The organism is Shewanella sp. SM87 (genome assembly GCF_025653705.1).
GTDB classification, from domain to species: domain Bacteria; phylum Pseudomonadota; class Gammaproteobacteria; order Enterobacterales; family Shewanellaceae; genus Shewanella; species Shewanella oncorhynchi.
The window spans coordinates 28,169-47,279 of sequence record NZ_JAKKSC010000034.1 but is presented as its reverse complement, the minus strand read 5'-3'; the positions used below and the strand labels follow the sequence as shown (position 1 = coordinate 47,279).

The window sequence follows — 19,111 nt, the reverse complement described above, 5'->3', positions numbered from 1 at the left end:
GTCCATCCCAATCAACTGAGTTTTCGGGATGCGGCGAGTTATATCATCTTCAAGTTGACACAACTGTCATCACAAACACCGGGGAATGTCCCGAGAGACGTATTGGATATAGAACGAAATGCACGGCAATTTAAGCTGGATGGTAAACGGGAAAGGGCATATCCACGAGTTCTTAAAATGAGCAAAAACAAGTTCCCGGTTAGACCAAAGAAAAATGCCGTTCACTCTTAAGTGAACGGCATTAAGCATAAATGCTCTCTTTTTTATTGGTTTACAACATCAAATTTAACGCTGATGTTTAGGTGTTAAAAGCTATAGCTGTATTGCAGTTTGACGTTGCGTTCTTCACCCGGCATACCTCCGAGGAACATGGCTTTACTGTAATAGTCTTTATTGAAAAGGTTATTGATGTTCAGCTGGATTTTCCAAGAATCCGCGTTGTAGCTCACCGCCGAGTCGACAACGGTATAGCTAGGCACATAACCGTCTGGAATACCAAATGAGCTAGAGTGCGTGCTGCGATCATCGACAAATTTAGCACCAAGGCTTAATTCGATTGGGCTTGATAAGCTAAACCAATCGGCGCCATAGGTCACCCAAGCACTGGCAGTGACATAAGGTACACCTTTTTGACGGCTGTCGTAATTTGCGACGTCATTCGGGTTTTGCTTATCCCTTGCATCTTGGTACATGCCATTAAGGTTAACGCGCCATTGATCATTCAGGTGGGCATTGAGATCGAGTTCGACCCCCTGAGTATCTTCGCTACCATCATAAAAATACACGGGAATATTAGGGGTTAATATGCCATTGGTATAATCAGGGTTGTTATAGGCGACATTAGTACGCGAGCTTTTAAAGAATACCAGTGAGCCAAGCAATTGATCCTCAAATGCTTTAAAGCGCATACCTAGATCATTGCTAATTGATTCTGAATCATCTCGGTCGGTAGCATTATCTTTTACTGCATCAAGTACACTGTAAGCGGTGCGCCCTTTAGAATGGTTGATGAAAAATGATAAATCCTCAATCGGCATGTAGGTTAACCCTAGGTTATAGGTCATACCGTTATCTGTGGTATCGGCTTCTGGTGTCGCTTGGGATTGGCTAGTGCTATAGCGTGGATCAACACCAAAGTGCTCATAGGCTTGTTTAATCTCATTAAAGGCAACACCAATACGCGTGGTAAAGCCGTATGGCAGATAACTGACATGTTGTAAACCTACGCCCCAAGCACTGACTTTTTTGTCATAGTTAGCGGTTTTGAGTGGGTCATAGTCCTCGAATTTACCTGTGCCCCAGTTAGGATTGCGGATGTCGTATATATAAGGCAGAGATCCTTGGTAAATGATTTTGCCATCTTTGTTTTTATAGATTTGATCGGCATCGAAGATAGAATATTGCTGGAAGCGAATATTACGGTCTTCGTAGTTGGCATTGACCAATAATTCATTGTCTATATTGCCAATTTGGAAGTCATAACGTAAATCGGCAAAGTACTGCCACGAAGTCTCGTCGGCATCCACTTTACGGTATTCCTGACGTCTTGCAGCAAAAGGATAAAGTACGCCGTTTTCAACTAAAGGCGATCTAGGCTCTTCGTTAATCACGTCGGTAGGTACGTTTTTAATCTTGATGTTACGCTTCCAATAGACATAGTTATAGGCACCAGTTTGGCGGGCGAAACCTGACGTGTAGTCGCGATACTGCAATTGTTGATTGAGGAACAAATTGTCGCTGAAATAGATATTATGGGTCAGTTTAAATCTTAACTCTTCACCCTCATTGTCCTTCGCCATCGGCGAAATCAGCCCTGCATCACCAAACGAATAAGGGGTTAAGCCGTCTGCGCCAGATAAAGAGGCCGCTAACTGCTGACGCTGTGCATCGGTGAGTTGTAGACCATTACCGTTGGGATCATTAACCAGATCTTGCCACGTGACCTCGCCCGCGCTCTTACCGCCGACTGAATCGGCATTGTAAATTCGAATCGGGTGGCCAATAGAGTCAACGGCGATAGCATCTTTAATGTAAGCACCTGAAAGCATTACATCTTGGCTATCACTTAATACCCATTTTAAGGCGCCATAGATTTCGTCTCTGTCTGTACCTATATCGCGATAGCCATCACTGCGGCCGGATTTTGCCACTAAACGGTAGGCGACATCATCGCTCAGACCGCCCGTGCTATCCAGAGCAAGGGAGTAGGTATCCCATTGTCCAACTTCGGCGGTAAATTTGTTTTTTGACTCGAATTGCGGTTTTTTCTCAATTAAATTGATGACGCCACCAGCACTCCCCATGCCATAGAGTCCAGTCGCTGGGCCTTTTAATACTTCTACGGATTCAACGTTGGTTAAAGAGCGCGTGGGGTTGAAAGTGTTACCAAGGCCAGCACCGCCATACATACCGTCATAGGTGTAATTTGCGCCTAAACCACGGATGACTATGTTGTCACCGATGCCATAGTTATTACCCGCTTGAGTCACACCACTGATGTTACGGATCAAGTCTTGCAGATTATCTGTACCTTGGGTTTCGATCAGTTCTTGGTCAACAATTACAACTGCAGCGGGTGTTTCCATGAGAGACATGTCGGATTTAGTCGCTAGCCCTGAATTTTTCACCACTGAGTTTTGTCTGCCATAAACCGTGATGCGCTCAACGTTGGCTTCAGTATTTGCTGATACCGAGTTAGCTTCGGCGGATGCAGTTTGCGATAAAACGGAAAGGCAGGCGAGTGCAGTTAGTGACAAACGAAATGATTTCATTAATGGTTCCCCCAAATAAATAGGTCGCGAATAGTAATGATTTGCATTTAAGTTGGCAACATATGTTTCAGATGTCGTGGTTGAAATGTGCAGTGCTGCGAATAAGTGTTACGAAAAGGCATGTATTTGAGGAAGTAAGGTATGGGTTCTCGCAGGAGAAAAGCTTCATAAAAAGTCGCGTCTAAGTTCCATCCCACTGTAATGTCAAATTTGTTTCATTTTTTTTATAAAAAAGTGATTTATTTTTTGAGTTAACCATCACATCCCACCTTGTTGATCGGGAAACGCAACCTGGTACTTAGTTTGAATCGCACATGACACTTATTTCGTTTACGTAAACGTCAAAATGAAACGGTTGTTTTAATTCATGGCAATGGCAACAGTCTTTATCATTATGATTTATATGAATTTATCTGACTTACCTCTAGGTTAGTTCAAAACATTGAGCATTTTCTACTTAGGTCTAATAGAGTAAAAATGATGTAATAATAAATTTACTATTAGTTATTAAATTACGTAATTAATTACTTTGCGTATTGATTGGTAAAGTTGTCTGACAAGTTTCATTTAACTGCAATTGTCATATGTGGTTAAAATGTTTAATTGTATGTTTATCAGTTATTTGTTGTTTATTTTATTGTTTGGTCAGACCAATTTTAGCATGGTTTTCACTTAGGTTAATGCATGTTTTTGTCAATCTTGGACTGTTGCAAATACAAACGTTTGTCGGTAAGTTTTAGTTCGAAACAAACATTTGATGGTTTTTTGGTGAGTTTATAAGCAGTGGTGATTGGGGATGCTACTGCTTTATATGTCAGCGTTAAGCCTGTGATAGTGGAGCCTCTTGGGAGGGCATCAAGATGACGGAACACACTTTGAGTGAACAGCAATTGAATTCAACACTGGGTAAAGCTACAGCAAACGCCACGCTGAATATTGTGGGGCGTGACATTCCAGGCCAAGAAGTCATATTTACCGAAGGGGCTGTCGCCTTACTCGAATCCCTTTGTCGTGAGTTTGCCGACGAAGTACCTGCCTTACTCGCTAAACGTAAAGATAAACAAGCACGTATTGATAAAGGAGCATTACCTGACTTTCTGCCTGAAACCCGCGCTATCCGTGATGGTGCATGGCAGATTCGCGGTATTCCCGATGACTTGCTTGACCGCCGCGTAGAAATCACAGGTCCCGTTGAACGTAAGATGGTGATTAACGCACTCAACGCCAATGCCAAAGTGTTTATGGCCGATTTCGAAGATTCTTTAGCACCAAGCTGGGAAAAAGTCGTCGAAGGTCAAATCAATCTACGTGATGCCGTGCGTGGTGACATTGAGTACACAGCACCGGACACGGGTAAGCACTATAAATTAGGACCAAATCCGGCAGTGCTTATCTGCCGCGTTCGTGGTCTGCACCTTAAAGAAAAACACGTGCAGTTTAATGGCAAAGCGATTCCTGGCTCACTGTTTGATTTCGCACTGTATTTCTACCACAACTATCGCCAACTTTTGGCCAAGGGCAGTGGTCCATATTTTTATATTCCTAAGTTAGAAAGTCATATTGAAGCGCGCTGGTGGGCAAAAGTGTTTGCTTTTGTTGAGGAAAGGTTTTGTCTGCAAGCGGGCACGATTAAATGTACTTGCTTGATTGAGACTTTGCCTGCCGTGTTCGAAATGGACGAAATTCTCTATGAACTACGTTCCAATATCGTCGCACTGAACTGTGGTCGTTGGGATTACATCTTCAGCTATATCAAAACATTAAAACGTCATAGCGACCGAGTCTTACCGGATCGCCAAGCCGTCACTATGGATACGCCTTTCTTAAGCGCTTATTCAAGACTCTTGATTAAGACCTGCCACAAACGCGGTGCCTTAGCGATGGGCGGCATGGCAGCCTTTATTCCTGCTAAAGATCCTGCTCAGAACGAAGCGGTATTGCAGCGAGTTCGTCGAGATAAAGAGCTTGAGGCGCGTAACGGTCACGATGGCACTTGGGTCGCGCACCCTGGCCTTGCCGACACCGCTATGGGGATTTTCAACGAATACATAGGCCAAGATCACTGTAATCAATTACATATTACCCGTGATGTAGACGCGCCGATCCTTGCCAGCGAGTTACTTAAAACCTGCGACGGTGAGCGCACTGAACAAGGGATGCGTCTGAACATTCGTATCGCCCTGCAGTATTTAGAGGCGTGGATCAGCGGCAACGGTTGTGTACCTATTTACGGCTTAATGGAAGATGCGGCTACGGCTGAGATCTCTAGAGCATCAATTTGGCAATGGATCCAACACGGTAAGTCGCTGTCAAACGGTAAATTAGTGACCAAACAACTCTTTAAAGACATGTTGGTTGAAGAGCTGTCGAACGTGAAAAAAGAAGTGGGTAGCGACAGATTCACCCATGGCAAATTCACCCAAGCGGCGGTATTGCTCGAAGACATTACCACCTCCGACGAGCTGGTCGATTTCTTAACCTTACCCGGTTACGAAATGCTGACTGCCTAGGATGAACTCATTTGCTTGAACCGTTTTAGGTAAACCAGATTTAGCTGTGGCGGGGCTACCGCCAACCAAACAATTTAGCAGAGTGAAACTGGGGGGCAGTTTCATGATAGCTACAACATCAAAGAGAAAGGAGCGACACTATGACTAAGGCAACGACTCAGACTTCACGTCAAGAGCAGATTGATGCAATCAAGCGAGATTGGGCAGAAAACCCACGTTGGAAACACGTGCGTCGTCCTTATACCGCAGAAGAAGTGGTTGCGCTTCGCGGTTCAATCGTGCCTGAGAATACTATCGCTAAGCGCGGTGCTGCTAAGTTATGGGAATTGGTTAACGGTGGCGCTAAAAAAGGCTATGTGAATTCATTGGGTGCGTTAACGGGTGGTCAAGCGGTACAACAGGCGAAAGCGGGTATCGAAGCGATTTACCTTTCAGGTTGGCAAGTGGCAGCCGATGCTAACTTAGCCGGCACTATGTACCCAGATCAATCTTTATACCCAGCCAACTCAGTGCCAGCTGTGGTGTCACGCATCAATAACTCATTCCGTCGTGCTGACCAAATTCAGTGGGGCAATGGCGTTAATCCAGAAGATGAAAAATTTGTTGATTACTTTCTGCCAATTATTGCTGACGCAGAAGCGGGTTTTGGTGGCGTATTAAATGCCTTCGAACTGATGAAGTCGATGATTGACGCGGGCGCTGCCGGTGTTCACTTTGAAGATCAGTTAGCTTCAGTGAAAAAATGTGGCCACATGGGTGGCAAAGTATTAGTGCCAACCCAAGAAGCGGTACAAAAGCTGGTTGCTGCACGTTTAGCGGCGGATGTGAGCGGTGTCGATACACTGGTTATCGCCCGTACCGATGCTAACGCGGCCGATTTGTTAACTTCAGATTGCGACCCATACGATCGTGATTTCGTGACTGGCGAGCGCACCAATGAAGGTTTCTACCGTGTTAAAGCGGGTCTTGACCAAGCGATTTCTCGTGGTCTTGCTTATGCTCCGTATGCGGATTTGATTTGGTGTGAAACCGCTAAACCGGATCTTGAAGAAGCGCGTATTTTTGCTGAAGCGATTCATGCTCAGTACCCAGATCAACTGCTTGCTTATAACTGTTCGCCTTCGTTCAACTGGAAGAAAAATCTGGACGACGCCACTATCGCGCGCTTCCAACAAGCATTGTCAGACATGGGCTACAAGTACCAGTTCATCACGTTAGCCGGCATCCACAACATGTGGTACAACATGTTCGACCTCGCTTACGACTATGCGCGTGGCGAAGGCATGAAGCATTATGTTGAAAAAGTTCAAGAAGTTGAGTTTGCTGCAGCGAAGAAAGGTTACACCTTCGTCGCGCATCAACAGGAAGTGGGCACAGGCTATTTTGACCAAGTGACTACGGTTATTCAAGGTGGCCATTCATCAGTGACCGCACTGACAGGTTCTACCGAAGAAGAGCAGTTTTAAGCAGTAAGCAGCGCTTAGGATGATCCATTGTGATTGTGGATCACTCCTTAGCACGCCTTATGCTGATGTATCTGGTGAGGCGTGGTTAAAAACTCGAAATAGAGGGCAAGATCGGACTGTGATGAGTTACTGAGCTTGCAGCTTAAATCTCGAGTTGAGTGTGAAAGAGTGTTACCTGTAAACCTGTGTTTAGCTGCTTTGCAGCTGTTGTCCCCGTACAGTTCGCCTACATGTGCTGCGCGGGTTTTTAAGTCAAACCTTGTGACTTAACTTCCTACCCTGTAAGTTTTTGCTTGCCTTAGCTTGGCGACTCTATGAGTCGCTATTTTTTTGCTTATTGGTTCACTATTGCGCTGATTAATATGGTGCAACTCTGATACGACTTGGTGCAATAATCGGATTATTTTACAGCAGCTTATTGCTATCTCATTGTTATTTAATGGCTATCAATAGTGGCCTGAAAAATGCTCTGAATAATGTGGAAAGTTATAGCGTATTAAAGCTGATTATTGGCATTCACATTGAGGTCACCGCCATGAAATATTACAGTCGCCGTTTAGTTAAACCTGAACATTTAAATCCAGCAAATACCTTGTTTGGCGGTCAGTTGCTCAGTTGGATAGATGAGGAGGCCGCTATCTTTGCTGCTTGCCAGATGAAGAGCACGAGCCATGTGACTAAGCTGATTTCTGAAATCAACTTTATGACGCCAGCGCATCAAGGGGATGTGATTGAGTTTGGTCTGGAGCTGGTGAGTCTTGGCCACAGTTCTATTACCGTGAGCTGTCAAGTACGCAATAAGATGACGCAGGCGCCAGTGGTGAGTATAGATAAGATGGTGTTTGTGCATGTGAATGCCCAAGGATTGCCTGTGCCCCATGGTATTCGGGCGAATGCGGCTTAAGGTGCGTGGCGCTTAAAATGCGTGATGCTTAAATGTATAAGATGCTTAAAATGAGCAGTGACGCCTAGGCGTCACTGTCATTAGTCTTTGGTTAAATCTTCTTTTACCGATTTGACCGCATCCCGTGAAGCATGACCTATGGCTTTTGTCGTGTCTCGAGTCGCGTGGCCTATCTCAGTGGTGACTTCTTTAGTCGTTGTGCCGATGGCACGGCCTGCGTCCTTTAAATCCGCACAGGCGGATGTAGCGAGTAATAAAGGAATAATAATGAGCGTCGCTTTATTCATTGTGATGCCAATCCTCAATTTAAGTTCGTAACTCAATTTACTGGGCCTTGCCATTTTTTCTGTGCTAAATGACATTTGGGACAATATAACAGATCTTGAGCTGAATCACGCTATGGCGACATTATCTACTGACTCGCTGTTGCAATGCTTCTGGGCGAGTGTCAACCGAGTGAGTGAAACTAAGAGCATTAAATGACGTCGTGGATTGAGTCATCTAACTCGACAAATAAAAACGCCAGTGGCGTTTTGCGCACTGGCGTCTAAGGTCGCTAAATAATACTGCAAAGATTATTCGAGTTTGGCTAAGCGTTGTTGATAGTCTTCAATCAGGTGCTGCATAATTTCTTCTGGCGCCGCATCGTCACAGCAATCGTCTAAAAAGATTTTAAAGGTGACTAAGGCATGGCCGTCATTTTTGAGTCTGTCACTTTGCATTGAGAAGTAAGCATCTTCATTTTCGGCTTTACGAACCACAAACTTATTCGTTTCGAAGGTTTTTTCCCCAGAAAGCTCGTGCCATTTAGTGATGCGATTTAACGCGATCTCACAGGACTGGTTCATTTCAATATGATTTAACCAAGTAACGGGATGTTCAGGATCTTTGTAATGTGGACATCTAACTGTGTAGTTATATACATGGGTGATTGCAGTCATAGCGTACCTACCTGTTCGAGGATATTGTTGCCATCATAGGCATCGTTTTTGAATTCGGTCAATCATTAATTAAGTCTATATAGCCTTGATGTTTTTTGACGGAGAAGGATAGTTACTGCATGAAAATTAACCATTTACTTAATCTGTCATGTCTCTATTTAGCATGAGTTTTATGCCAATAACTTTGTGCTAGATCTCAGTTTTGGGTGAAGTTTCGCTTTTGCTGAATTACTGATTAATAAAGCAACAACTTGGTCGTCAGTAAGTCTTATTGATAAAAAGAGTTAGCAGCGGAGTAAATAGGTTAATTAAACTTTGATGGGAGCTATACGGGTAACTGGCAGCATAAGTTGTCGCAGAGGAAACGCAGAAGGCAGAATGGACAGAGGCCCATTCGTTAGAACGGGCCTCTCAGCTGGCTTCATCTTTTGCAGGGAAAAAGCGAACTGGGGCCATCTTATCGGATCTGTAACAGTCTGTAACCCACAGAGATCACGTTTTTTATATCATTTTGCTATGAATATTTGAGGTTCAGATCCTTTCTTCTTGAATATGCAGATTTGTGAGTGTTTTGTCAGTGCAAAGGTGCATAGACACTGAGTTTTATGTTGGTTTTTGTTACTCAATTTTTAAGATAGCAACTTACCTCACCATCTTGTCGATACCGGTATAAAAAAGGCCCCAATAGTGCAGCGATAATCTGTGCACTATTGGAGCCCAAAACGCATTCATTGGAGGATGAAGTCGTGTTTACGCACTAGCAGGATAATCAGTCGTTATCCAGCAAGTTAGCGCACGATTGCTGTGCGATAACTTGCGATTGATAAAGTATGGCGATTACAGCGCACAATTACAGCGCATTGGTGAAGATCTGACAGATCTCCGCATGGGTCGCTTGTTTTGGATTGGTGAATCCACAGGCATCTTTTAACGCGTTATCCGCAAGTGTTGGAATATCTTCCGCTTTCACGCCTAACAAGGTCAGATTTTCTGGGATCTTAACCGCAACAGACAGCTTTTTGATTGCCGCTATCGCCGCACTGGCACCTTGCTCATCGGTCATGCCAGACACATCCACACCCATAGCCTTGGCAATGTCTTTTAAGCGAGCAGGGACGACCTGGGCGTTGTATTCCTGTACATGGGGCAGCAGCAGGGCGTTACACACACCGTGGGGCAGATCGTAGAAACCGCCTAATTGGTGCGCCATCGCATGCACATAACCTAAGCTGGCATTGTTAAAGGCCATACCCGCTAAGAACTGGGCGTAGGCCATTTGTTCACGGGCGTTGATGTCTTGACCGTTTTCAACCGCGTTGACTAAGTTAGCCTGAATCAATTCTATGGCCTTGATCGCACAGGCGTCGGTGATCGGATTAGCTGCAATAGACACATAGGCTTCAACTGCGTGAGTGAGTGCATCCATACCGGTTGCGGCCGTGAGGCTCGCAGGTTTTTTCAGCATGAGCTCAGGGTCATTGACCGACAGCAAAGGCGTAGTGTGTTTATCGACAATCGCCATTTTAATGTGGCGGGCTTCGTCGGTAATGATACAGAAGCGCGTCATTTCACTGGCAGTACCTGCCGTCGTATTAATGGCCACTAATGGCAACTGTGGTTTTGCAGATTGATCTAACCCTTCGTAGTCCTTAATGCTGCCGCCATTGGTGGCAACAAGGGCGATACCTTTGGCGCAATCATGGGGGGAGCCGCCGCCGAGTGAAATCACAAAGTCACACTGATTGGCTTTTAATAGGGCTAAACCCGCTTCGACGTTGGTCACGGTTGGGTTAGGTTGTACGCCATCATAAATGGTGGAGGTAATACCATTTTGACCGAGTTTTTCGGCCACTTCACCGACTAAGCCAATTTTGACTAAGGGTTTGTCTGTCACTATGAGTGCGTGCTTAAAGCCTAAGGTTTTGATGTCACCGATAGCGTCATCCACAGCGCCTTGGCCTAACACGTTGACAGAAGGAATAAAAAATTTAGCAGCCATAAAATCCACCTATTTGCTTGTAAAGATTAAGTTGTGTTCTTTTCTGGTGATCAAGCTACCAATTTGGAGGTAGTGAAAGTGTGAGCTCGATCGAGTTCGGCGCTTATCTGGGGGCAATTTCCCACTAAAGTTGGAACTGGGTAACTAAATTTCGGACTTTTATGACGGGTATTAGTGTTGGCGTACGATATGTTTTTTTTTAGCGTTGTTAGCGCCCCTTGTGATGCATCATTTCTGTGCATTTTTCGTTTACTTTTTATCCCACTTTTTATCCAGAGTTTGACGGCTCAATTGTTAAATCTAACAGAGGTTAAACCTCATAAACACTCTCATTTGTAGCATTAACCCCAATTAATTAGTTTGATATCTAATATTAATTCATGCGTGCTGCTGTGGTTGTGGTAGGGCCGCAAGTCAAAGAAATCTATAGATTTATCTTATTTTTACGGATTAATTCTTTTTTACATAACTAACTTGTGAGCTTTGTCACTGTGCCATTTTAGGTTGATAGTTACATCACTAATCATTATTATGATTGTTAATTGAACGTTCAATTAACGTCGTTCAGAGTATTGAGAGAGTGGTTATTCCTTGAGTATTTATGCCTAAAGCCGCAATGAAATTGATACGCAGACAGCAGCTTATCGATGCGACATTAGCATCGGTTGCCTTGCATGGATTGCAGCACACGACCATCAACAGCATTAGTCAGTTGGCGGGGATGTCGTCGGGGATCATCAGTCATTATTTCAGTGGTAAGCAGGGCTTAATCCAAGCGACGCTGCGCCACTTGCTCGAGCAGTTAAAGCAAGCATTGCTCAATCGAATCCAAGGACAAGTGTTGGCGCCAACAGAGCGCTTAATGATGATAGTTGAAGCGAATTTTACCGAGTTACAGCGCTCACGAAATGTCACTCACACTTGGCTGAGTTTTTGGGCACAGGCCGTCCACGATCCTCAGTTAGCCCGTTTGCAGAATATCAATAGTCGCCGCTTATACAGCAACTTACATTTTTCCTTTCGGCACGTGTTGCCCAAAGAGTTTGCCCTGATGGCTGCTGAGCAAACGGCGGCGATGATCGATGGATTTTGGTTACGCAGCGCCTTAAGTGAAACCCCTGAGCAGGATTTTGTTCAGGCCGAAAAATTATGCAAAACCTTTATCCACAATGTGATAAAGCAGCATGGAGTCAAAACATGTCAGTAGAAGTACAGTACAACTTTATTGCGGGTCAGCTGCTCGCTAACGACAGCGGCGAAACCTTCGACGTCGTCAATCCTGCTACTGGGCAATTGGCGTATCGAGTGCAAGTGGCCGATGAAAAAATTCAGCAAGCGGCCATCGAGAGCGCCAAAAAAGGCTTTGCGATTTGGTCTGCCATGAGCGCCACTGAACGCAGTCGCATTCTGTTAAAGGCGGTCGCATTATTGCGTGCTCGTAATGATGAACTCGCGGCAATCGAAGTGCGCGACACAGGTAAACCTTGGCAAGAAGCCTCAGTGGTTGATGTGGTCACAGGCGCAGATGCTATCGAGTTTTTCGCCCATATTGCCCCTGGGCTTGAAGGCGCGCAGCAGCAAGTCGGTGGGGATTTTTATTACACCCGCCGTGAGCCTTTAGGCATTTGTGCTGGCATTGGCGCGTGGAATTACCCATTACAAATCGCCTGTTGGAAGGCCGCACCTGCCTTAGCTAGCGGCAATGTGATGATTTTTAAACCTTCGGAAGAAACGCCGCTTGGCGCACTGAAATTAGCGCAACTCTTAAGTGAGGCGGGTCTGCCCGATGGCGTATTTAATGTCGTCATGGGTGACGGCAAGGTCGGCGCTTGGTTAACGGGACATCCGGATATTGCCAAAGTGTCCTTCACGGGCGAAGTCGGTACCGGTAAAAAAGTCATGGCCGCGGCGGCAAGTTCATTAAAAGACGTCACTATGGAACTCGGTGGTAAATCACCGCTTATCGTATTTGACGATGCCGATATCGATAATGCCGTTTCAGGTGCCATGCTCGGTAACTTCTATACCCAAGGTGAAGTCTGTACTAATGGGACGCGAGTGTTTGTTCATGAGTCGGTTTATTCACGCTTTATCGAAAAACTGCTCGCCCGTACCCAAGCCAACATTGTGGTGGGCGATCCTATGGCGCCAGAGACTAACTTTGGCGCCTTGATCTCCAAAGATCACCAGCAAAAAGTACTCGATTATATTCAGCAAGGTATCGACGATGGCGCAACTCTGCTCACCGGTGGCACAGCGTTAACACCTGAAAATGCTCCCAATGGTTACTTTGTCGCCCCAACGATTTTCACCCATTGCACCGACGAGATGCGCATCTGTAAAGAGGAAATCTTTGGCCCTGTAATGTCCGTGCTTACCTTTAAAGATGAAGCGGAAGTGATTGCTCGGGCAAACAATACCGCCATGGGCTTGGCCGCTGGGGTGTTTACCCAAGATATCAGCCGTGCTCATAGGGTCATTCATCAGTTACAGGCGGGTATTTGCTGGATTAATGCCTATGGCGCCTCGCCAGCCGAAATGCCAGTAGGTGGGTATAAGTTGTCGGGTATTGGCCGTGAAAACGGTAGCGAGACACTCAAGCATTACACTCAAGTTAAAGCCGTTTACGTGGGTCTGCAGCCCTTAGAAAGCCCATTTTAAGGAGGCATTTTGACTCAGTCATTAGAGCAAAAATATTATAACTACATCATAGTTGGTGCAGGCTCAGCGGGTTGTGTGCTCGCCAATCGCTTGTCAAAGGATCCTAAAAACGAAGTGCTGTTATTAGAAACCGGAGGCAGCGATAAGAGCATCTTTATTCAAATGCCGACGGCGTTATCAATTCCGATGAACAGCCCTAAATATGCTTGGCAGTTTGAGACGCAGCCTGAGCCGTATTTAGATAATCGCAAGATGCATTGTCCTCGGGGCAAGGTGCTTGGCGGTTCATCGTCGATCAATGGCATGGTATACGTTCGTGGTCATGCTAGGGACTTTGATGAGTGGCAGGCGCAAGGGGCGACCGATTGGGATTACAGCCACTGCTTACCGTACTTTAAGAAGGCGGAAACCTGGGCCTTTGGTGGTGATGAGTATCGCGGTGAGTCAGGGCCGTTAGGGGTGAATAACGGTAATCAGATGCAGAATCCTTTATATCAAGCCTTTGTGGATGCGGGCATTGCGGCGGGGTATTTATCGACCGCCGATTATAATGCGGCGCAGCAAGAAGGTTTTGGCCCTATGCACATGACGGTCAAAAAAGGCGTACGCTGGTCAACCGCCAATGCCTATTTACGCCCAGCGATGGCCAGACGTAACCTCACGGTTGTGACCCACGCTTTAGTGCATAAAGTGTTATTGGAAGGACAAACGGCTGTTGGCGTTCGCATTGAACACAAAGGTAAAGTTGAAGATATTCGTTGTAACAAAGACGTGATTTTAGCTGCTGGCTCAATAGGTTCGCCGCATTTACTGCAATTATCAGGCATTGGCGATCCCCAAGTATTGGCCGATGCAGGGGTCGAGTTACAACATGAGTTGCCCGGTGTTGGTCAGAATTTACAGGATCATTTAGAGTTTTATTTCCAATTCAAATGCCTTAAACCGATTTCACTCAATGGCAAGTTAGATCCTTTCAGCAAGTTCTTAATCGGTGCTCGGTGGATTTTAGATAGATCCGGTTTAGGGGCCACGAATCACTTCGAGTCCTGTGGTTTTATTCGCTCAAAAGCGGGTCTGGAATGGCCAGATTTACAGTACCACTTTTTACCTGCGGCTATGCGTTACGATGGCAAAGAAGCCTTTGCGGGTCATGGGTTTCAGGTACATGTAGGCCATAACAAGCCTAAGAGTCGTGGTGCCGTGACCTTAGTGTCGGCAGATCCTAAAGCGCCGCCCAAAATTCAGTTCAATTATTTACAGCATCCCGATGATATTGAAGGCTTTAGGGCCTGCGTGCGTTTGACTCGTGAGATCATCAATCAAGCGCCATTCGATGAGTATCGTGGTGAGGAAATTCAACCCGGCACACAAGTGCAAACCGATGCGCAAATCGATGCCTTTGTGCGTCAATCGGTTGAGAGTGCTTATCATCCTTCTTGCTCGTGCAAGATGGGCACGGATGCGATGGCGGTGGTGGATCCCGAAACCCGCGTGCATGGCTTGCAGAATTTACGGGTGGTGGATTCTTCTATTTTCCCTACTATCCCGAACGGCAATTTGAACGCGCCGACCATCATGTTGGCCGAGCGCGCCGCGGATATGATTTTAGAGGCTGAGATGTTAGCGCCAGCGGACTGTGCCGTTGTGGTTGCCGACGCTTGGCAAACCACACAAAGAAGTACTACGACAAGTTAACGGCGCAAGTTAACGCCATAAGTGCCTGCTCGGTCCGTCTTATCGATGGACTGGCGGCTCAATTTTGAAATGACTCATTAATTGATGACTCAAAAGAGTCATGATTCATTTTGTCTAAAGGGTCGGTTAGCCCGCAGTGAGTGTGCAAATGACCGCTTTCACGACTGATCATCTATCAGGGTTTAACTATCGCGGAGTGTTTTTAAGTAGCGATATTTAAGGCTTGAGGGCAAAACGTTGCCTTTAAAAATGGTTCAGTTTTTATTATTAAATAAAAACATGGAGTTACATTTTATGGGTTTATATCCAGATGCCGACTTATACCCAGTATCGACTGGGACTGAGTGCTCATTATGACTTGGTTATTATCCGCAGGGATACTGTTCACTTTTACCGCGATTGCGTTTGTGATTTACCGTTGGGGCAATATTCGTTGTATCGGCGTGACGCCTGTGCGTACTTTTACCTTTATCGCGATTCTGTTTACCTCAGGCCTTGATGTTGGCTTGATCATGTTTCCGCTGACCGAGTTTGCGGGTTATGCCAATGTGGCGGCGAGTCCTGAATACGGCTTTAGTAATCCGCTGGCGATTGAGTTTGGCTTCTGGGCCTTCTTGATTTGGAGCTTCTACTTTTTAACCTGTTTCTATTTTTGTGTCATCGAACCTAGGGTGAAGTTTTTTGATATTCCTTCGGTTAAGTTCATCAATAATATCGTAATTATTGGCACCTGCGCCTTTACCGCCTATTTGCTATTGAGCAATTTACCTTGGTATTTACCCGAATTAGGCGATGGCGAAACCATAGTCGGTAGCTTCTATTTAATCGTATTTATGGTGATCGCCGCGGCGGTGTATTCCAGCACTAGCATACGTTATGTGCGTATCTTGAGTCTGGCGAGCACCTGGTTATTTTTAGGCCTGATTGCCATCATGTGGGCCAGTGCATTTTTATCGGCTGACTCGAGTGTGGGTGAGTTCTTTACGACCTTCGCCATGTTAGGTGACTACTTCGGCAATATTCAATATTTTGTGTTACCCATCAATGACTACCATGAGTTTTATCTGTTCTGGTGGTTTGCGTGGAGCATTATGATCGGTCAATTTACCTCGCGCTTTGTCGGCGGCATGAAAACCTATCAAGTGCTGTTGGCCATGATGGTGTTTCCGTCTATCCCCATCGCGATTTGGTTCACTGTACTTTATTACTACAGCGCCAATGGCTTAGATACCTCGGGCTTCTATAATCTGGCGATGGTGATTGTGGGAATTACCTTTGTAATTAATTCACTCGACTCACTGGTGCGCCTGTATACCGATAATCTTAATTTGACCATTGAGCGGTTAGGCAAGCTTAAATATGTCAGTTTTAACTTAGTCTTGCTCTGCAGTCTGACATTACTTTTTCAATTAGACTTTCTTCAAATTCAATGGGTTGGTGCAATCGCACTGGGCCTGATCTTTAGCTGTTTTGGTTACATCATGATGACGCAATTGCAAACTGTTCGTGCCATTGAGCGCTCGCCAAAAGAGAACAAAATCGACTTTACTAAAATTGAGCTAGCCAACTAATGGAAAAATTAATAATGAAATCAAAATGTTTTTATCTTGTCGCTGGAGGGTTGTTATTGGTGTCAACAGCGGCCAATGCCGGATTATCGGCCACTGTGACGGCGACGTCGGATTACACTTTTAACGGTGTCAGCCAAACTGACAGCGGCCCAGCGCTGCAAGGCAATTTGGATTATGGTTTTGATTCGGGATGGTATGTGGGTGGCTTTACCTCGAACGTCGACTTTGGGGGGAACGACAGCACTTGGTTGGAACTCGATGCCTATGCGGGTAAGTTTTATCAGCTCAATGAGCAACTGAGTTTCGATGTCGGACTGGCTTATTACACTTACCACGGCGAGTCGTTTTCCGATGAGTACAACTATCCTGAGCTGTATAGCAAGTTAGGGTATGATAGTTCACTGGGTCACTCTGAGGCTAAGTTGACCTATACATGGGATTACTTTGGTTTGGGTGGTGAGCATTACACTATGTTGCTTGGCCATACTGTCAGTGTCGCTGAAGGGCATAATATTCGCTTTAGTGTCGATCGCTCGACATCACTTGATAAGGATAAATGGTCATGGGATGGTGGCAAATCTTTTAATCATTTCCGTATCGCCTATCTGACCAGTTGGAGTGGCTTTGATTTCAGTCTTGCTGCCGAAGATACTAGCATGAACTTAGATACCAGTGACGAGCGTCTAGTGTTGTCGGTATCGCGTCAATTCATGTTGTAACCTCAGGGATTTTGCCTTAAAAGCGCCTCCCGTGGGTGAGTTCAGTCGCGCTTTCTGGTAAGGTGCACTCGTTGCTTAGAATGGGGAGAATGAAAAGAACGATGGAAAAGTACGAACAACTGCTTATTTCGCTGCGCCGAGTGATACGCGCTATCGACATTCATTCTCGCCAGCTGAACAAACACTCAGGTTTAACTGGGCCGCAATTGATGGTGATGCAGAAAATCGCCCAATTGGATGCGCCATTGGCTAAAACCGTGGCGGAAGAAATTACGCTCAGCCCTGCGACTGTAACGACCATTATCGATCGACTCGAGGGCCGTGGTTTAGTGATCCGTCTGCGCAGTGAGACTGACAAACGTAAGGTGCATTTATATCTTAGCGATGCGGGACGAGCGCTGTTACAGGACTCTCCTAAACCGTTACAGGATCATTTTATTAAGCGTTATCAGAATCTTGAAGAATGGGAGCAGAGTCAATTGCTCTCAGCCGTTGAGCGTATCGCGACTATGATGGACGCCGATAAAATTGATGCGGCGCCTATGCTCTTGGTGGGGAAGATCCAAGGGGATGAGTAATCGTTTAGCTCATGCTTTAAATTGATTAGACGTTAAAATCGATTAGATTTTAAAATGAAAAAGCACTGAATCTTCAGTGCTTTTTTGCTTTTAGTTAGATGTCGTTTAGCTGTGCGTCTTTTAGATGCTTAAGCAGCAGGGCAGCTTGTTTTAGCAACAGAGTTAATCAGGATTTCTTGCACTGGCGTATTAGCAAAACCACCGCTGTTTTTTGTCGGTACTATGCTGATTTGATCCGCCACATCCATGCCGTCGACCACTTTGCCAAACACGGCATAACCATAATTACTCGCAGACGCATCCAAATGTGGATTATCTAACACATTGATAAAGAACTGTGATGTTGCAGAGTTAGGATCATCCGTGCGAGCCATGGAGATAGTGCCACGTTTGTTGCTAATACCGACAGCGGCTTCATTCTTGATGGGGGCATCGCCTGGTTTGCTTTTGAGCCCAGTGGTAAAACCGCCGCCTTGGATCATAAAGTTATTAACGGTTCTATGGAATAAGGTGCCGTTATAGAATGACTTATCAACATACTGCTTAAAGTTTTTACCTGTGATTGGCATGTTAGTTAAGTCAATGGCAAGTGTGATATCGCCTTTCGTGGTTTTCATTAAATAACACACATCCGCAGCTAAGGCTGGCGGAGTGGGATCGGGCGTCGGTGGCGTCGGCGTTAAATCACCATCTGTACTTCCTTCACAACCCGTCAAGGCAATGCAGCCGACAAATAGTAATCCTGATAACTTCTTCATTTCATATCCTTATTCTCAATCATCATTGGGGTGTTTTTGCTTTAGCATTCCATGGGAGCGAGCCACTGGCGTATATGCGAGGGCATATCAGGTTCCATGAATTTAATGTTGTTATTATGTTTCTATGCTGTAGCGAGACGAGATGTTGACAGAGGAGAGATAGGCTGTTCAAGTTATAAAACGCAATTGATACAAAGTGTTGCACTGATGTCTGTGGTTAATATGTCACCTGACGTATTTGTTAGTATTAGTCTGAACGCAATGACATAAAAATGACTTACGCTTGTCATGTTATTTCTACCCATTTGCTCTTCACTTATTGCATGCTTTAGGAGCCATGCTTGCCCTCTTGCTGAACGCATGCCCCAATTTAGTGCATTCCACTCTTTATATCCTGATAGCTACTGAGCGCCAACTTAACTGAGTGCTTCTAGTAAGTTACTGATTTTTTGAAAAAGTTTTTTGTTATTTCTCTGAAATATTTATGTCATCTTCTTGTTACTTTTCGTTGGCATGGTTACTGTATATCTAAAGCTAT

At 45.3% G+C, this 19,111-nt stretch carries 14 protein-coding genes and 1 pseudogene; 10 read left to right on the top strand and 5 right to left on the bottom strand.

Translation table 11 applies throughout. The annotated features are described in order from the left end of the window. A pseudogene (locus L5M11_RS20290) lies at positions 1-231 on the top strand (IS4 family transposase); the annotation flags it as partial. 74 nt (positions 232-305) lie between these two features. On the opposite strand, the gene L5M11_RS20285 reads toward L5M11_RS20290, so the two are convergent. Next, entirely contained in the window at positions 306-2,771 is a 2,466-nt protein-coding gene (locus L5M11_RS20285; protein ID WP_263184782.1) for a TonB-dependent receptor, read from the bottom strand. A gap of 860 nt (positions 2,772-3,631) precedes the next feature. Between L5M11_RS20285 and aceB the strand changes: the two genes are divergently transcribed. The 3 genes from aceB to L5M11_RS20270 all read left to right on the top strand — a co-directional run bounded on the left by aceB (position 3,632) and on the right by L5M11_RS20270 (position 7,651). Further along, entirely contained in the window at positions 3,632-5,281 is a 1,650-nt protein-coding gene (gene aceB / locus L5M11_RS20280) for a malate synthase A (RefSeq protein ID WP_259566271.1), read from the top strand. Between the two features lie 140 nt (positions 5,282-5,421). Then, positions 5,422-6,747, top strand: coding sequence for an isocitrate lyase (aceA, locus tag L5M11_RS20275; RefSeq protein WP_198572101.1), 1,326 nt, complete (start codon positions 5,422-5,424; stop codon positions 6,745-6,747). 535 nt (positions 6,748-7,282) lie between these two features. After that, on the top strand, positions 7,283-7,651 hold the full coding sequence (locus L5M11_RS20270; RefSeq protein WP_006080843.1) for an acyl-CoA thioesterase: 369 nt from the start codon (positions 7,283-7,285) through the stop codon (positions 7,649-7,651). Between the two features lie 80 nt (positions 7,652-7,731). Here L5M11_RS20270 and L5M11_RS20265 read toward each other — a convergent pair whose 3' ends face one another. The 3 genes from L5M11_RS20265 to yiaY form a co-directional block, all read right to left on the bottom strand. Then, positions 7,732-7,938 carry a hypothetical protein gene (locus L5M11_RS20265; protein WP_028760719.1) on the bottom strand — a complete coding sequence of 69 codons (207 nt, stop codon included), beginning with the start codon at positions 7,936-7,938 and terminating at the stop codon, positions 7,732-7,734. 288 nt (positions 7,939-8,226) lie between these two features. Continuing rightward, positions 8,227-8,592, bottom strand: a complete 366-nt coding sequence (locus L5M11_RS20260; protein WP_028760718.1) for a hypothetical protein — start codon at positions 8,590-8,592, stop codon at positions 8,227-8,229. An 850-nt stretch (positions 8,593-9,442) separates the two neighbouring features. Next, positions 9,443-10,591, bottom strand: a complete 1,149-nt coding sequence (gene yiaY, locus L5M11_RS20255; protein WP_263193083.1) for an L-threonine dehydrogenase — start codon at positions 10,589-10,591, stop codon at positions 9,443-9,445. Between the two features lie 601 nt (positions 10,592-11,192). On the opposite strand from yiaY, the gene betI reads away from it, so the two are divergent. From betI to L5M11_RS20225, 6 genes are all read left to right on the top strand, one after another. Beyond that, positions 11,193-11,798: a transcriptional regulator BetI gene (betI, locus tag L5M11_RS20250; RefSeq protein WP_006080847.1), complete on the top strand. Its 606-nt coding sequence runs from the start codon at positions 11,193-11,195 to the stop codon at positions 11,796-11,798. Beyond that, a complete protein-coding gene (betB, locus tag L5M11_RS20245) occupies positions 11,789-13,252 on the top strand; it encodes a betaine-aldehyde dehydrogenase (protein ID WP_263193081.1) in 1,464 nt (487 codons plus the stop codon). The genes betI and betB overlap by 10 nt, the downstream gene beginning before the upstream one ends. A 9-nt stretch (positions 13,253-13,261) precedes the next feature. Then, positions 13,262-14,947 (top strand): choline dehydrogenase, encoded by a 1,686-nt coding sequence (gene betA, locus L5M11_RS20240; RefSeq protein ID WP_263193079.1) that lies wholly within the window; start codon positions 13,262-13,264, stop codon positions 14,945-14,947. A gap of 353 nt (positions 14,948-15,300) precedes the next feature. After that, positions 15,301-16,518 (top strand): BCCT family transporter, encoded by a 1,218-nt coding sequence (locus L5M11_RS20235; protein ID WP_263193078.1) that lies wholly within the window; start codon positions 15,301-15,303, stop codon positions 16,516-16,518. 14 nt (positions 16,519-16,532) lie between these two features. Then, positions 16,533-17,237 (top strand): TorF family putative porin, encoded by a 705-nt coding sequence (locus L5M11_RS20230; protein ID WP_263180888.1) that lies wholly within the window; start codon positions 16,533-16,535, stop codon positions 17,235-17,237. 101 nt (positions 17,238-17,338) lie between these two features. Then, entirely contained in the window at positions 17,339-17,815 is a 477-nt protein-coding gene (locus L5M11_RS20225) for a MarR family winged helix-turn-helix transcriptional regulator (protein WP_006080852.1), read from the top strand. A gap of 128 nt (positions 17,816-17,943) precedes the next feature. Here the strand turns inward: L5M11_RS20225 and L5M11_RS20220 are convergent, their stop codons facing one another. Beyond that, positions 17,944-18,573, bottom strand: coding sequence for a peptidylprolyl isomerase (locus tag L5M11_RS20220; RefSeq protein WP_173497052.1), 630 nt, complete (start codon positions 18,571-18,573; stop codon positions 17,944-17,946). Between the last annotated feature and the right edge of the window lie 538 nt (positions 18,574-19,111).

What these genes read in the sequence shown, in the direction of transcription:
- L5M11_RS20235 (WP_263193078.1), top strand. Translation starts at nt 15,301, where the DNA reads ATGACTTGGTTATTATCCGCAGGGATACTGTTCACTTTTACCGCGATT.
- L5M11_RS20260 (WP_028760718.1), bottom strand. Translation starts at nt 8,592, where the DNA reads ATGACTGCAATCACCCATGTATATAACTACACAGTTAGATGTCCACAT.
- betI (WP_006080847.1), top strand. Translation starts at nt 11,193, where the DNA reads ATGCCTAAAGCCGCAATGAAATTGATACGCAGACAGCAGCTTATCGAT.
- L5M11_RS20270 (WP_006080843.1), top strand. Translation starts at nt 7,283, where the DNA reads ATGAAATATTACAGTCGCCGTTTAGTTAAACCTGAACATTTAAATCCA.
- aceB (WP_259566271.1), top strand. Translation starts at nt 3,632, where the DNA reads ATGACGGAACACACTTTGAGTGAACAGCAATTGAATTCAACACTGGGT.
- L5M11_RS20225 (WP_006080852.1), top strand. Translation starts at nt 17,339, where the DNA reads ATGGAAAAGTACGAACAACTGCTTATTTCGCTGCGCCGAGTGATACGC.
- L5M11_RS20265 (WP_028760719.1), bottom strand. Translation starts at nt 7,938, where the DNA reads ATGAATAAAGCGACGCTCATTATTATTCCTTTATTACTCGCTACATCC.
- aceA (WP_198572101.1), top strand. Translation starts at nt 5,422, where the DNA reads ATGACTAAGGCAACGACTCAGACTTCACGTCAAGAGCAGATTGATGCA.
- L5M11_RS20220 (WP_173497052.1), bottom strand. Translation starts at nt 18,573, where the DNA reads ATGAAGAAGTTATCAGGATTACTATTTGTCGGCTGCATTGCCTTGACG.
- betB (WP_263193081.1), top strand. Translation starts at nt 11,789, where the DNA reads ATGTCAGTAGAAGTACAGTACAACTTTATTGCGGGTCAGCTGCTCGCT.
- yiaY (WP_263193083.1), bottom strand. Translation starts at nt 10,591, where the DNA reads ATGGCTGCTAAATTTTTTATTCCTTCTGTCAACGTGTTAGGCCAAGGC.
- L5M11_RS20230 (WP_263180888.1), top strand. Translation starts at nt 16,533, where the DNA reads ATGAAATCAAAATGTTTTTATCTTGTCGCTGGAGGGTTGTTATTGGTG.
- L5M11_RS20285 (WP_263184782.1), bottom strand. Translation starts at nt 2,771, where the DNA reads ATGAAATCATTTCGTTTGTCACTAACTGCACTCGCCTGCCTTTCCGTT.